Raw genomic sequence first — 14862 nt, 5'->3', positions numbered from 1 at the left:
TGCATGTTTCCCCCACCGCCGCGCGCGACAGGACCACCGACGGGAACATGACACGACTGCTGCTTGAAAAACGCTGGGTGCAGGCAGGCCTGCTCCTGCTGCTCCTGGTCGGCGCCGTTTTCTACTGGGGCTGGATCTTCGACTTCGGCTACACCTTCGACTGGAGCGTGCTGTTCACCGTCAACCAGACCTACGGCGAACACTACGGCCTGCTCCTGCTCATGGGCGTGTGCTGGACGGTGGTCATCTCCCTGGTCAGCGCCGTGGCGGCCCTGGGGCTGGGCATATGCCTCGGCCTGGGGCGCGTGTCGCAGTTCAGGCCCGTGTACTGGCTGTCCACGGCCTACGTCGAATTTTTCCGCAACACCCCGCTGCTGGTCCAGCTCCTGTTCTGGTATTTCGCCTTCCCCATGGCCCTGCCCGAGGGCGCCCGCGAGGTGGTCTTCGGCTTCCAGGTCACCTTCATGACCTTCCTGCCCTCGTGGCTGGAATGGATTCTGCCGCCCTGGCTGGCCGACATGAATTTCGGCTTCGAGTTCATGACCGCCGTGGTCGGCCTGTCGGCCTACACCGGCGCGTTCATGGCCGAGGTCATCCGCGCCGGGTTGCAGTCCATCCCCAAGGGCCTGCTCGAAGCCGCCTATTCCAGCGGCCTGACCTACCCGCAGGTGCTGCGCAGGATCATCCTGCCCGTGGCCTTCCGGGCCATCATCCCGCCCCTGGGCAGCGAGTTCCTGAACAACATGAAGAACTCCTCCCTGGCCATGTTCGTGGGCGTGGCCGAGCTGGCCTGGAGCTCGCAGCAGGTGGAGTCCATGACCTTCCGGGGCTTCGAGGCCGCCACGGCCGCCTCGGCCCTGTACCTGACCCTCTCGCTGATGATCTCCGCCGTGCTCAACGCGGTGAACGTCAAGCTGCGCGTGGGCCAGACGCTGCGCAGCCCCGGCGAGCGCCTGCTGTGCCGCGTGGTGGACCCGCTGTGCGCGGGCTGCGCCCTGGCCCTGCGCCCGGTGCGCCATCTGGCGGGCCGCGCCGGGGCCCGGCGCCGCGCCGCCCGGGGCATGACGTACTCCCCGGCCCGCGCCGCCCTGAACAGCGCCGCCGCCCGCGCCTGGGCCGCCCTGGTGCTGGCGGCCAAGGCCGCCTTCCTGGCCGCCCTGGCCTTCGTGCTCTACAGCGCGCTGCGCGGCCTGTGGAACTTCAACTGGGCCGTCATCGCCGAAAACTTCCGCACCATGCTCATCTGGCGCCTGCCCACCGACGACCCCAGCGAGATCATGGGCGGCACCGGCGGCCTGGCCATGGCCATCCTCATGGCCGTCATCGCCATCACCGCCAGCTTCCCCCTGGGCCTGCTGGCGGGCCTGGGCCGCACCTCGGGCAACCTGCTGCTGCGCGTGCCGAGCACGCTGTACATCGAGGTCATCCGCGGCAACCCGCTGATCATGGTCATCTTCTGGGTCTATTTCTTCATTCCCGTGCTCACCGGGGCCTTCCTGCACGTCTTCTGGAGCGCGACCATCGCGCTGACCGTGTTCACCGGGGCCTACCTGGCCGAAATCGTGCGCGCTGGCGTGCAGAACATTCCGCCCGGGCAGTTCGAGGCGGCCTTCTCCACCGGCCTGTCCTACTACCGGGTCATGCGCCACGTGATCCTGCCCCAGGCCCTCAAGCAGATGATCCCGCCCATCGTCGGCCAGTTCATCGCCATCTTCAAGGACACCTCCCTGGCCTACGTGCTCGGCGTCATGGAGCTGACCAACGTGACCATGGTCCTGAACAACCGGCTGATGATCTACCCCATCGAGATGTACACCACGGCGGCGTTCCTCTACTTCGTGTGCTGCTACGCCATGAGCGCCTACGCCCGCCGCCTGGAGCGGCGCCTGTCGCCCGAGCGCCAGAGCCTGCACATGTAACGCCCGCCGCCCCGGCCCGCGCGGGGCGGCCCCACCCGGAGCCCACCATGATCCGCATCCTGGTCACCGGCGGTACGCTGGACAAGGAATACAACCAGTTGAACGGCGAGCTGGTCTTCACCAAGACCCACCTGAGCGACATCCTCGTCCAGGCCAAATGCCGGGCCGAGGTGGCCATCGAGACCGTCATGCTCAAGGACAGCCTGTTCATGGGCGACGAGGACCGCGCGCTGATCCTTTCGCGCGTGCTGGCCGCGCCCGAGGACAAGGTGGTCGTCACCCACGGCACGGACACCATGCCCGAGACCGCCCGGGTCATCGGCGCGGCGGCAACGGGGCGCACGGTGGTCCTGCTGGGCGCCATGGTGCCGTATTCCTTCGTCAACTCCGACGCGCTGTTCAACCTCGGCTGTGCCTTCACCGCCGTGCAGCTCCTGCCCCCGGGGGCCTACATCACCATGAACGGCAAGGTCTTCGCCTGGGACAACGTGCGCAAGAACCGCGAGCGCGGCGAGTTCGAGACCCTGCGCTGAGGCCGGGCCCGCGCCGTCCCGGCACCGGCTTCCGTGCCCGCTTCCGGCCGCTCTCCCCGCGCGCGGCGCGGGGCGGCCCCGCCCCGGTCCCCTTCCGGGCGCGCGAACCCCGCCCGCGCGCCGCGCCGGGGCTGCCGCCCCGTTTGCGCTGCTGTCCGGGGCTTTTCCTTTGCGCCGCCCGCGCGCGCCTCATGCCGCACCGCCCCGCGATTGTCACATTTTTCCCGTGCCCGGGAAGCACCGCCAGCGGCGAAAATCCCCGGGTGCTATCCTTTTCCACCGGAGTAGGCTATGACTCCCCGGGCTTTTGTCACACTTCCGTAACACAACTGTAATACAGCCCCCCTGGCGCCACCCGGGGGTCCGGGCACGGCGGACCTCCGGTCACCCTGGATTACGGAAGCCCAAGGAAGGTGCATGGACCTCTACGACCTGTTCTTCCTGCTGTCGCTGGCGGCGGGGTTCCTCATGGCCTTCAACCTGGGGGCCAACGACGTGGCCAACTCCATGGCCTCGGCCGTGGGCGCCCGGGCCATCACCGTACGCCAGGCCGTGTTCATCGCCGGCATCCTGAATTTCGTGGGCGCCGTATTCCTGGGCTCCCACGTCACGGCCACGGTGAGCAAGGGCATCATCAACCCGGCCGGAATCTCCGACCCGCAGCTCATCCTGATCGGCATGTTCTCGGCACTGCTGGCCGCCGCGTTGTGGGTGCTCATCGCCACCCTCACGGGCCTGCCCGTGTCCAGCACGCATTCCATCGTCGGGGCCATTCTGGGCTTCGGCATCGTGGCCGGGGGGCCCTCGGTGGTCCAGTGGTCCCAACTGGGCGGGGTGGTGCTGTCGTGGTTCATCTCGCCGTTCTTCGCCGCCGTGGTCGGCTTTCTCATCTTCTCCCAGATCCGCCGCCGGGTCTTCATGGCCGAGAACTTCATCCACAGCGCGCGCATCTGGGGCCCGCGCTGGATGGCCCTGACCATGGTCCTTGTGGGTTTCTCGTTCCTGTACAAGACGCCCGTGGGCGAGCGGATGGCCCTGGCGTGGTACCAGTCGCTGGTGCTGGTGCTGGCGCTGGCCGGGGTGGTCTGGCTGCTTTCGGCGCGCATGGCCGCCCGGCTGGCCGCGAGCGTGGCCGAAAGCGCCGAGGGCGTGGAGGCCATCTTCCGCAAGATGCAGATTTTCACCTCGTGCTACGTGGCTCTCTCCCAGGGCGCCAACGACGTGGCCAACGCCGTGGGGCCCATCGCGGCCATCTACGTGCTGGTGAAGCAGGGCACCCTGCTGGCCAAGGCCGACGTGCCGCTGTGGCTCTTGTCCCTGGGCGGGCTGGGCATCGCGCTGGGCATCTGTTTCCTGGGCCACAAGGTCATGGCCACCGTGGGCGAAAAGATCACGACCCTGACCAACACCCGGGGCTTCGCCGTGGATTTCGCGGCGGCCACCACGGTGCTCGTGGCCTCCAAACTCGGGCTGCCGGTTTCCACGACCCACGCAGCCGTGGGCGCGGTGACCGGGGTCGGGCTGGCAAGGGGTTTCCGGGCAGTAGACTTCGGAGTGCTTGGCAGGATAGTGGTCTACTGGCTGCTGACGGTTCCCATCGCGGCGCTGACATCCATCATCATCTTTCAGGCTCTGCGCTGGACGTTCCTGTAGGAACGCGGGGCGGAGCGCCAGGAGGACTTCATATGCGCATCCCCTTCTTCGGCATGCTGGCCGACAAGTCGCCCCTGGACGGGCTGCTGGAACATTACGAAAAGGTCAACGGCTGCGTGGCCATCATCAAGGAATCCATGGAGTGCTACGTGGCGGGCGGGGCCTGCCGCGAGTTCCTGGAACTGGCCCAGCAGATCGACGAGATCGAGGATCAGGCCGACCTCATCAAGCGGCGCATCCACAACCACATGCCGCGCGGGCTGTTCATGCCCGTGGATAAGATCCTGTTCCTGAACTACACCAAGGCCCAGGACAAGGTGCTCGACGAGGCCCAGGAGGCCGTGCAGTGGCTGGCCATGCGCCGGGTGGACATCCCGGCGGACTTCCAGTCCGACATCATCGAACTCATTGAGGAGGTGGACGGCATCACCGACATGCTCGGCCCGGCCCTGTCCGCCACCCTGGGGCTCATCTACACCAAGAACCTGGACCGCCGGGGCACCAAGGACAAATTCTGGGCCATCCGCCGCAAGCGCAGCACCATCTTCAAGATGAAAAACCGCCTCGTGCGCCGCATCTACAGCTCCGAGATGGATTTCAAGGACATCTACCAGCTCATCCACTTCGTGGAAAAGCTGCACGGCATGGCCCACAACACCGAAAACTGCGCCGACATCCTGCGCTCCATGATCGCCCGCTAGGGGCACGCCGCCGTCCGCCGACGCCAGTGGAGCGGGGGACGGCAAAAAGCTGCCGACACAGGCTCGGCCGCGAAGCACAAAAAACAACCGGGCCGGATTCCCCTTGCGGGAATCCGGCCCGGAATTCTTCCTGCCCGGGGCAGCCGTCGGCTAGAACCGCTGGCAGTTGTGCTTCACGCTCACGCCCTTGACGATGAAGATGACCGTTTCGCCCAGGTTGGTCGACAGGTCGCCGATGCGCTCCAGGCTGCGGGCGGCCAGGATGGTGTTCACTGCGCGGCGCACGCCGGTGACCTCGGTGACCATGTCGTCCATGGTCTTCTTGAGGATGCGCACGTTGAGGTCGTCGGCCTTGTAGTCCATGCGGCACACGTCGGTGGCCTTTTCCACATTCTCCTCCTGAAGCGCCTCCACGGCCACGCGCAGCATGTCCTTGGCGGTGGACACCAGCTCTTCGAGCATGGGGTTGTGCGGCGTGGGGGTCAGCTTGGAGAGGTAGATGGTCTTCTCGGCGATGTTCACGGCCTCGTCGCCCGCGCGCTCCAGGTCGATGACCGCGCGGCGGCAGCCGGTGATGAAACGCAGGTCGCGGGCCATGGGCTGGTCGCGCACCAGCAGTTGCAGCGAGAACTCGTCGATTTCGTTCTCCAACTGGTTGATCCGCGCGTCGCCTTCGATGACGCGCTCGGCCAGCTCGGCGTTGCGGTCCAGAAGCGCCCGGGTGGCGCTGTCCACCGCGCGCTCCACGTAGGCCGCCATCTGCAGGATCATGATCTTGAGTTCGTCGACCTGCTGATGGAAGTGGGTTTCCTTCCTTATCATACGGGCTCCTTGGGACCTAGCCGAAGCGGCCGGTGATGTAGTCTTCCGTCTGCTTGTGCTTGGGACGGGTAAACAGGGTTTCCGTGGCGTCGGCCTCGATGAGGCTGCCCATGTAGAAGAACGCCGTCACGTCGGAAACGCGCGCCGCCTGCTGCATGTTGTGCGTCACGATGATGATGGTCAGGTTCGCCTTCAGGTCGTGGATCAGCTCTTCGATCTTCTGGGTGGCGATGGGGTCCAGGGCGCTGGCGGGCTCGTCCATGAGCAGCACCTCGGGCCGCACGGCAAGGGCCCGGGCGATGCACAGGCGCTGCTGCTGCCCGCCCGACAGGCCCAGGGCCGACTCGTGCAGCCGGTCCTTGACCTCGTCCCACAGGGCGGCCTGATGCAGGCTCTGCTCCACGCGCTCGGCGATCTCGCTCTTGCCCCGCCAGCCGTTGACCCGCAGCCCGTAGGCCACGTTCTCGAAGATGGTCTTGGGGAAGGGGTTGGGCTTCTGGAAGACCATGCCCACCTGGCGCCGCAGGTCCACCACGTCCAGCTTGGGGTCGTAGATGTCCTTGCCGTCCAGGGCGACCATGCCCTCCACCCGCGTTCCGGCGATGAGGTCGTTCATGCGGTTCAGGCAGCGCAGGAATGTGCTCTTGCCGCAGCCCGAGGGGCCGATGAGCGCCGTGACGCGGTTCTCCTCGAAGGAGAGATCGATACCCTTCAAGGCCTTGAAGTCGCCGTAGAAGAAGTCGAGCTTCTCCGCGATCATCTTGACGTTTTCTGCCATGTGTTTGCTTCCTGTCTTGGTGCGGAGCCGGGCTCCGGTCTTGGATGGCTACGCGGGGCCGTTCCCGTCCGTGGTGTCGGCGGGCATGGTGAAGTGGAAGACCGAGCCTGTGTCGGCATCCTGGCGGCCCGCCACCCAGATGCGTCCGCCCAGGCGCTCGACGATATGCTTGCAGATGGCCAGCCCCAGGCCGCTGGAGCCGCCGCAGTTCTTGCCGCGATGCTTTTCCACCCGATAGAAGCGCTCGAAGATGCGCGAGGCCTCCTCCTTGGGGATGCCGGGGCCGAAGTCGCTGACGCCGAAGACCACCTCGCCCGCCCCCTGGGAACCCGGGGGGGTCAGGGTCCAGTCCACGCTGACCACCGAATCCTCCGGGCCGTACTTGATGGCGTTCTCCACCAGGTTGCGGAAGACCTGCACCAGCCGGTCGTAGTCCGCCCGCACGAACACCCCGCCCTCGGGCAGGGCGCTGACCAGACGGATGGCCTTGGCCTGGGCCAGGGGCTCGCAGGTGCGCAGGGCCTCGGCCAGGGCCTCGGCGGCGCTCACGCGCTCGGGGCTGAACTGCTGGCGGCCGCTTTCCAGGCGCGACAGGTGCAGCAGGTCCTCGACCATCTTGGCCATGTGGTCGGCGTTCTTGAGGATGATCTCCAGGAATTTCTGGGCCGTCTTGCCGTCGGCCTTGGGGTTGGTCAACAGGGTTTCGGAGTAGCCCTTGACGGTCGTCAGCGGCGTGCGCAACTCGTGGGACACGTTGGCCACGAAGTCGCGGCGCACGCGCTCCAGGCGCTTGAGCTCGGAGATGTCGTGGAAGACGATGATCGCCCCCAGGCCGCGCTCCCCGGGGTTCAGCGGCACGATGGTCACGTCGTAGATGCGGTCCTTCTCGGGCTCGATCTGAATGGTCTGCGGGCCGTGGGCCTCCAGGTCCCCGGCCACGGCCCGGTCGCAGGCGGCCTGAAGCTCGGGGGAGAGCACGATCTCGAGCGGCCTGCGGCCCACGAACAGCGTGGCGTCGGGGAAGATGCGCACCAGGGCCCGGTTGACCTTGAGAATGCGCCCGCCGCCGTCCAGGACCATGAGCCCCTCGCGCATGCCGTCGAGGATGGCCTCCTGGACCAGGGCCAGCTCGGTGATGGTCGAAACCTGGGAGTTGATGTTCCCGGCCATGGTGTTCACGGCGCGGGCCAGGGGCTCGAACTCGCTGCCGGGGAAAAACCGCATGCGTTTGTTGTAATCGCCCTGGCCGATGGCCTCGGCCACGTCGATCATCTCCTGGATGGAGCGGCCCATGGAGCGGGCCAGGATGAGGGAAAGCACGAAGGCCATGCCCAGGGCCAGGCCGAAGACCACCAGGAAATTCTGCTGCAGGCGCTCCAGGCGCGAGCGGATGCCCGCGTAGGGCACGGCCAGGCGCAGGAAGCCGTCGGGCACGCCCGCCACGCCCTGCACGCGCTTGGCCGCGTAGAGCATGTCCTTGTCCAGCGTCGCGCTGAAGCGTTGGCTCAGGCCGTAGTCGCCCTGTTCGGCGTCCAGCACTTCGGGGCGCATGGCGTGGTTGTCCATGCCCGGCACCTGGGAATAGGCCATGTGCGAATCGGCGGCCACGCGCCCGCCCGCGGTGATGTACGTGACCCGGGCTTCCAGGCGCGCGCCGAGGTCCTCCAGCCAGGTGTGCAGGGCCTGTTCGCCGTTGAACCCGCCGTGCTGCTGCATGAGCAGCGCGGCCAAGCGCAGTTCGCGGATGGCCCCGGCCTGGGCGTCGTCGAGAATCTCGCCGCGAAAGAGCTGGCGCGCGTAATACGCGGGCAGCAGCAACGCCAGCATGATGACGACGGCAAAAGACAGGAGCAGGCGCGTCCTGAAGCGCGTGGTTCTGTGCATGGGGCCTCTTTATTCCTTGAAGCGGTAGCCCACGCCGCGCACGGTCTCGATGAGCGCGGCGTGGTCGCCGAGCTTCTGGCGCAGGCGGCGCACGTGGGTGTCCACCGTGCGGGCGTAACCCTCGAACTCGTAGCCCCAGACCGAGGTCAGGAGCTGGTCGCGGGTGCGCACGCGCGGGCTGGTGCGGATCAGTTCCGACAGCAGCTTGAATTCCGTGGCCGTCAGGCCCACTTCCTGGCCCTCGATGAAGACCTTGTGGGCTTCCAGGTCGATGGACAGGCCCTCGCGCTCCATGGTGGCGCGCTCGGCGGGCTGGCCCGTGCTGCGCCGCAGCACGGCCCGCGCGCGCAGCAGCAGCTCGCGGAAGCTGAACGGCTTGACCACGTAGTCGTCGGCGCCGAGCTCCAGGCCGACGATGCGGTCCACTTCCTCGCCGCGCGCCGTGAGCATGATGACCGGGATCTGGGCCGTTTCGGCGTCGCGCTTGAGGGCCTTGCACACGTCGAAGCCGTCCATGCCCGGGAGCATCAAGTCCAGCAGCACGATGTCCGGCCGCAGGCGCCGGGCCATGGCCAAGCCCTCGCGCCCGTCGCCCGTGACATGCACGTCGAACCCGGCGGACTCGAAGTTGAACTGCAGGAGGTTCAGGATGTCCTCCTCGTCCTCGACGATCAAAACCGATTCCTTGGTCATGTCAGGGTCTCCATAAGCTGTCGCCCGCTCCGTGGCCTGGGCCGTTACACCCCCCGGCGGTGACGAACGTATTGTCGGGCTGTGACAAATGTGTGACATTTCTCACGTGCAAAGGCAATCCCCCGGACTTTTTGGAGAAAGAAAGTTCATCCAATCGTAAAGAAAGCCGCCCGGGCGCGAAAGGCAACCGGGCGGCGACATTGGGCAAAACACCCGCTGGCCGGGAGGCTCAGCCCGCCAGCAACTCGCGGGCCAGGGCCTGGCCCTGGGCGCCGCCGCCCGCCATGCGCGCCAATTCGTCGAACACGTCCCGGCCCGCAAGGGGCACGCAGCGCACGGACGTGGCGCCGTCGGCGACCTCTTTGCGGACCATGAAATGCCGCTCGGCCAGGGCCGCAAGCTGCGGCCAGTGCGTGATGAGAATGACCTGCTGGCGCGCGGCCAGGGCCGCCACGCGCTGGCCGACGCTGGTCAGCGTCAGCCCGCCGATGCCCGCGTCCACCTCGTCGAAAAGCAGCGTGGGCATGGCCTCGCGGGTCAGCAGCCCGACCAGGGCCAGCAGAAAGCGCGACAGCTCGCCGCCCGAGGCGATGCGGTCCAACGGCTGGGGCGCCTGCCCGGGGTTGGGCGTCCAGAGCATGCGCGCCCGGTCCTCCGTCAGCCCCGGGTGGACCTCCACGGGCGCGAACTCGAAGGCCACGCCCACCTCCTGGGCGAAACCCAGCCCGCGCAACTCCGCCGCCAGGGCTCCGGCCAGCGCCTGCCCGGCCTCGCGCCGCGCCGCGCCCAGGGCCGAAAGCACCCCGCCCAGGGCCCGGGCCAGTTCGGCCTCGTGGCGGTCCAGGCCCTTCATGTCCAGGGCGCAGGAATCCAGGAAAGACAAATTCTCGGCAATCTCGGCCCGGAAGTCGATGATCTCCTCCAGGCTGCGGCCCAGCTTGCGCCGCAGGCGCGACAGCTCGAACAGCCGCGCCTCCACGGCCTCGGCGTCGAAGCCGCCGCCCGCCTCGCGCTCCTCGCGGCGCAGCCGCCCGTCCAGTTCCAGCAGCCGCTGGCGGAACCCCTCCAGGGCCTCGGCCTCCTCGGCGTACCCGGGGTCGATGCCCGCCAGGGCCTCGACCTCGCGCAGCAGCGCCCCGGCACGCTCCAGCAGCCCGCCCTCGCCGTGCATGGCGTCCAGGGCCCCGTCGATGCACCGGCGCACGTGCTCCTCGTTCCGGAAGGCCTTCTTGCGCTCCAGAAGCTCGGCCTCCTCGCCGGGCTGCGGGTCGACCTTTTCGATCTCCCGGCCCTGATATTCCAAAAATTCGCGCCGCTCTTCGAGGGACTGCACCCGTGCCGCCAGGGCCTCGCGCCGCGCCGCGACCTCGCGCAACTCCGCCAGCAGCGCGTCGCGCCGCTGCACAAGGCCCCGGTCGGGCAAAAACGCGTCCAGCATCCGGCCCTGATACGCCGGAGACAGCAGGCGCTGCTGCCCGTGCTGGCTGGTATGCCACACCAGGCGCGCGCGCAGGTCGCGCACGGCCTCCTGCGAGCTGAGGGCGTCGTTGACGAACAGACGGCTGCGCCCGGTGGCCCCGGCCAGCTCGCGGCGGATGACCAGCTCGCCGCCGTCCGGGCCCTCCTCGTGGAACAGGGCCTCGACCACCGCGCGGTCCTTGCCGGGGCGGACCATGTCCGCCTCCAGCCGGTCGCCCAGCAGAAAGCCCAGCGCCCGCATGACGAAACTTTTGCCCGCGCCGGTCTCGCCCGTAAGCACGTTCAGCCCGGCGGCGAATTCCAGCTCCAGGTCCTCGATGAGCGCGAGGTTATGTATGCGCAGAAATTCCAGCATGGTTCACCCGGTCCGCACAGTATCCGAGCCCCCGGCCAAGGGCAAGGGCCGCCCGCGCCCGCACCCGGCGGCCCGGCGGCCCCGGTCCCTGCGCTCCCGGCCCGGGCGCCCCCTTGACTGGGCGCGCCAAGGCCCTATCTCTGCTGCAATATCACTCAGGGAGGAACACGCAATGGCCACGAAAAAGAGCACCCGCCAATTCAAGGCGGAGATCTCCCAACTGCTGGAGATCATCACCAACTCCATTTACACCAACCGCGAAATCTTCCTGCGCGAGCTGGTGTCCAACGCTTCCGACGCCCTGGACAAGCTGCGCTTCCTGCAATCCAGCGGCGCCGCCCTGGCCGACCCCGACGCGCCCCTGGAAATCCGCATCAGCCCCGACAAGGACGCCCGGACCCTGACCATCGCCGACACCGGCATCGGCATGAACCGCGAGGAGCTGGTGGACAACATCGGCACCATCGCCCACTCCGGGTCCGCCGAATTCATGCGCCGCGCCGCCGAGCAGGGCGGCGCCGGGGCCGATTCCATCATCGGCCGCTTCGGCGTGGGCTTCTACTCCGTGTTCATGGTCGCCGACGAGGTGCGCATCACCACCCGCGGCGCCGACCCCGCCGCCGCCCCCGTGCGCTGGGTCAGCTCCGGCACCGGCAACTATACCATAGAGGACCTGGACACCGACGCCCCGCGCGGCACGAGCATCGAAATCCAGCTCAAGGAAGACGCCGCCGACTTCGCCGACCCCGAGCGCCTGCGCCAGATCATCCGCGCCCATTCCAACTTCATCGGCTTCCCCATCCTGCTGGCGGGCGAGCGCGTGAACACCACCCCGGCCCTGTGGCGCGAGCCCAAGTTCCAGATCAAGAAAGAGCAGTACGACGAGTTCTACTCCTTCCTGACCTACGACTCCAAGCCGCCCCTGGAGCATCTGCACGTCGCCGTGGACGCCCCGGTGCAGTTCACCGGGCTGCTGTTCATCCCCGACGCGCCCTCGGGCTCTTTCTTTGAAGACCCCGACAACTACGGCCTGGACCTCTACGTCCGCCGCGTGCTCATCGAGCGCCGCCACAAGGAGCTTATCCCCCAATACCTCGGCTTCCTGCGCGGCCTGGTGGACACCGAAGACCTGCCCCTGAACCTCTCGCGCGAAACCCTTCAGGAAAACCTCCTGGTGGGCAAGATCCGCCAGACGCTGACCAAGCAGGCCCTGGCCATGCTCGCCAAGCTCGCCGAAGACCAGGAGCGCTACGCCACCTTCTGGCGCCACCACGGCAAGGTCTTCAAGCTCGGCTATTCCGACTACCCCAACCGCGAGCAGTACGCGGCCCTGCTGCGCTTCAACGCCTCCACCCACGACGACGCCGACGGCCTGACCTCCCTGGCCGACTACAAGGCCCGCGCCAAGGACGGCCAGACCGCCATCTACTACATCTCCGGCCCCAGCCGCGAGGCCGTGCGCCTCAACCCGCACCTGGAGATCTTCGCCCAGCGCGGCATCGAGGTGCTTTACTGCTTCGAGCCCGCCGACGAGTTCATCCTCGACTCCCTGGGCACCTTCGACGGCATGGCGCTCACCGCCGCCGAAAAGGCCGACCCAGCCGACCTGGAGCGCTTCCCCGCCCAGGACGCCGACGCCGCCAAGGACGGCCCCGAGGCCGAACCCGCCGATCCCGAGGCCTTCGAGGCCATGCTCAAGGCCGCCAGGGAGGCCCTGGGCGAGCGCGTTCAGGACGTGCGCGCCTCGCGCCGCCTCAAGGACAGCCCGGCCTGCCTCGTCAGCCCCGACGGCGCCATGTCCTCCCAGATGGAAAAATACCTGCGCATCATGACCAAGGACACGACCCCGCCCGTCAAGGTCATGGAACTGAACCGCGACCACCCCCTGGTCCGCAACCTGCTGCGCATCCACAGGCACGACGGGGCCGACGCCTTCTTCCGCACCAGCGTGGAGCAGCTTTACGAATCCGCCCTGCTTCTGGACGGCTACCTCGCCGACCCCCACGCCCTGGTGGCCCGCATGAACAAGCTCATGGAGCAGGCCAGCGGCTGGTACGCCGAGATCAAGCGCCTGTAGGCGGCCAGGGCATCGCGCCGCGCGCGGCGGGGGCCGCCCCCGGCCCGCACGCCGCCCCGCCCCGGCCCCGGAACTCCGGGGCGGGCGGCTGGACGGAAGACGAAGACCCCACCGGCAAACCCCAAAACGACCCCGGGCCGGATTCCCTCAGGGAATCCGGCCCGGGTATTTTAAAAAACTTTGAATTGCAGAGAGGTAGGCATAAATCCGCCGAGTGGTCATATTTTTTTAAAAATCCCCTTGACCCCATCGTAAATTGATACTAGGAATCATTCCTAACAGAGACACACAGCAACGAACCATATCCAAACATCACACCCAACCCTCGGAGGATACCATCATGACGACTCCCCTGGCCCTGCCCCTGCTCGGCGACGCGTTCCCGTCCATGGAAGTGAAAACCACCCACGGCATGAAGAAACTGCCCGACGACTACCGCGGCAAGTGGGTCGTGCTCTTCAGCCACCCGGCGGACTACACCCCCGTGTGCACCACCGAATTCGTGGCCTTCCAGAAGCGCTTCGACGAGTTCCGCAAGATCAATTGCGAACTCATCGGCCTGTCCATCGATCAGGTTTTCTCGCACATCAAATGGGTCGATTGGATCAAGGACAACCTGAACGTGGACATCGAGTTCCCCGTGGTTGCCGACGACCGCGGCCACGTGGCCGAGTCCCTGGGCATGCTGCACCCCGGCAAGGGCTCGAACACCGTGCGCGCCGTGTTCGTCATCGACCCCAAGGGCAACCTGCGCCTGATGCTCTACTACCCCCAGGAAGTCGGGCGGAACATGGATGAAATCCTGCGCGCCGTGAAGGCGCTCCAGGTTTCCGACGCCAACGGCGTGGCCATGCCCGCCGGGTGGCCCAACAACGAACTCATCGGCGACCGCGTCATCGTGCCCCCGGCGCAGGACCACGAGACCGCCAAGAAGCGCACCGCCGAATACGACGGCTTCGACTGGTGGTTCTGCCACAAGTCGCTGGACTAGCCTCCGGCACCGGCCGATCGACACCTCCTCCCCAGGCCCCGCCCGCACCCCACGCGGACGGGGCCTTCCCTTTGCCCGCGCCTCCCCCTCCGAAGCCCCCCGCGCGGGATCGCATCGCCCGCGCCCCCGGCACCGGCACCGGCACCGGCACCTTGTTACGTCCCGCTTATCGTTTTATCAATATCCTTTACAAGAATTATTGCATAGCTTAACAGGTTGAGCCACACCATCCACCCCGAAGGAGGGAGGCATGACAGCAAAGCTTTTTCCAACGCTTGTGGTGTCCGTGCTCTCGCTGCTGTGCGCGTCCTGCGCGAGCATCGTCAGCAGCAACGAATCGACGACCTACATCGAGACGTTCCCCGAGGACGCCCGCTGCGAGTTGCACGGGCAGGACTTCTCGCGCGTCATCACGACGCCGGGCAGCGTGCACCTCCCTTCCGAGGCCGCGCCGGTCACGGTATCCTGCAAGAAGGAGGACTACTTCACCACCGCCCAGACCCTGGACACGAGCATGGACGGCTGGATTTTCGGCAACCTCCTCTTCGGCGGGATCATCGGGGGCGTGGTGGACATCGCCCGGGGCGCCGGGCAGAAGTTCCCGCCCAAGTTCTCCATGGTCCTCGACCCCAAGAGCTTCGACACCGCCGCCGAGCGCGACGAATACTACGACAAACGGGTCGAGAGCATAAACGCCAAGTGGGACGACCTCGTCGCCAGGATCGAGGCCCGCTGCAAAAACAAGGACAGCGGGACCATGACCGCCGGGCCGTCCAGCTCCGACTGCGCCAAAAAGGCCGGGGAGGCGCAGGAAAAACGCCACGCCGAGATCGCCGCCGTGGAGGACCGCCGCAACAACGCCGCCGTGGCCTCCACTCAGCCCCTGGCCGCCCCGTCCGTTCAGGCCGTCCAGGCCGCCCCATCCGTCCAGGCCACGCAGGTCGCCCAGTAACGCCGCCCTTCCCGCCCCCCGGAAA

The 14862-nt window shown here is 67.3% G+C and carries 12 protein-coding genes; 7 read left to right on the top strand and 5 right to left on the bottom strand.

Annotated elements, in window-relative coordinates; genetic code table 11:
• Positions 1 to 47: 47 nt before the first annotated feature.
• The 4 genes from ACZ5KV_RS10025 (at position 48) to ACZ5KV_RS10010 (ending at position 4806) form a co-directional block, all read left to right on the top strand.
• On the top strand, positions 48 to 1919 hold the full coding sequence (locus ACZ5KV_RS10025; protein ID WP_464239161.1) for an amino acid ABC transporter permease: 1872 nt from the start codon (positions 48 to 50) through the stop codon (positions 1917 to 1919).
• A 47-nt stretch (positions 1920 to 1966) separates the two neighbouring features.
• Positions 1967 to 2452 (top strand): asparaginase domain-containing protein, encoded by a 486-nt coding sequence (locus tag ACZ5KV_RS10020; protein ID WP_464239160.1) that lies wholly within the window; start codon positions 1967 to 1969, stop codon positions 2450 to 2452.
• Between the two features lie 417 nt (positions 2453 to 2869).
• Positions 2870 to 4105 carry an inorganic phosphate transporter gene (locus tag ACZ5KV_RS10015; protein WP_464239159.1) on the top strand — a complete coding sequence of 412 codons (1236 nt, stop codon included), beginning with the start codon at positions 2870 to 2872 and terminating at the stop codon, positions 4103 to 4105.
• A 32-nt stretch (positions 4106 to 4137) separates the two neighbouring features.
• Positions 4138 to 4806: a DUF47 domain-containing protein gene (locus tag ACZ5KV_RS10010; protein WP_464239158.1), complete on the top strand. Its 669-nt coding sequence runs from the start codon at positions 4138 to 4140 to the stop codon at positions 4804 to 4806.
• 150 nt (positions 4807 to 4956) lie between these two features.
• On the opposite strand, the gene phoU is transcribed toward ACZ5KV_RS10010, so the two are convergent.
• From phoU to ACZ5KV_RS09985, 5 genes are all read right to left on the bottom strand, one after another.
• On the bottom strand, positions 4957 to 5628 hold the full coding sequence (phoU, locus tag ACZ5KV_RS10005) for a phosphate signaling complex protein PhoU (protein WP_464239157.1): 672 nt from the start codon (positions 5626 to 5628) through the stop codon (positions 4957 to 4959).
• 16 nt (positions 5629 to 5644) lie between these two features.
• On the bottom strand, positions 5645 to 6406 hold the full coding sequence (gene pstB, locus ACZ5KV_RS10000; protein ID WP_464239156.1) for a phosphate ABC transporter ATP-binding protein PstB: 762 nt from the start codon (positions 6404 to 6406) through the stop codon (positions 5645 to 5647).
• A gap of 48 nt (positions 6407 to 6454) precedes the next feature.
• Complete coding sequence (locus tag ACZ5KV_RS09995; protein WP_464239155.1) at positions 6455 to 8290, bottom strand: HAMP domain-containing sensor histidine kinase; 1836 nt, start codon at positions 8288 to 8290, stop codon at positions 6455 to 6457.
• Between the two features lie 9 nt (positions 8291 to 8299).
• On the bottom strand, positions 8300 to 8983 hold the full coding sequence (locus ACZ5KV_RS09990) for a response regulator (RefSeq protein WP_464239154.1): 684 nt from the start codon (positions 8981 to 8983) through the stop codon (positions 8300 to 8302).
• Between the two features lie 229 nt (positions 8984 to 9212).
• A complete protein-coding gene (locus ACZ5KV_RS09985) occupies positions 9213 to 10817 on the bottom strand; it encodes a DNA repair protein RecN (protein WP_464239153.1) in 1605 nt (534 codons plus the stop codon).
• Positions 10818 to 10989: 172 nt separating this feature from the next.
• Here ACZ5KV_RS09985 and htpG point away from each other — a divergent pair, with 172 nt between their 5' ends.
• From htpG to ACZ5KV_RS09970, 3 genes are all read left to right on the top strand, one after another.
• Positions 10990 to 12894, top strand: coding sequence for a molecular chaperone HtpG (gene htpG / locus ACZ5KV_RS09980; protein WP_464239152.1), 1905 nt, complete (start codon positions 10990 to 10992; stop codon positions 12892 to 12894).
• Between the two features lie 340 nt (positions 12895 to 13234).
• On the top strand, positions 13235 to 13885 hold the full coding sequence (locus ACZ5KV_RS09975) for a peroxiredoxin (protein WP_464239151.1): 651 nt from the start codon (positions 13235 to 13237) through the stop codon (positions 13883 to 13885).
• Between the two features lie 250 nt (positions 13886 to 14135).
• Positions 14136 to 14837, top strand: a complete 702-nt coding sequence (locus ACZ5KV_RS09970; RefSeq protein WP_464239150.1) for a hypothetical protein — start codon at positions 14136 to 14138, stop codon at positions 14835 to 14837.
• Positions 14838 to 14862 lie beyond the last annotated feature (25 nt).

The sequence above is a fragment of the Desulfocurvus thunnarius genome (assembly GCF_055390965.1).
Note: the sequence above shows the minus strand (reverse complement) of the source record. Positions and strands in the feature narration are given on the sequence as shown.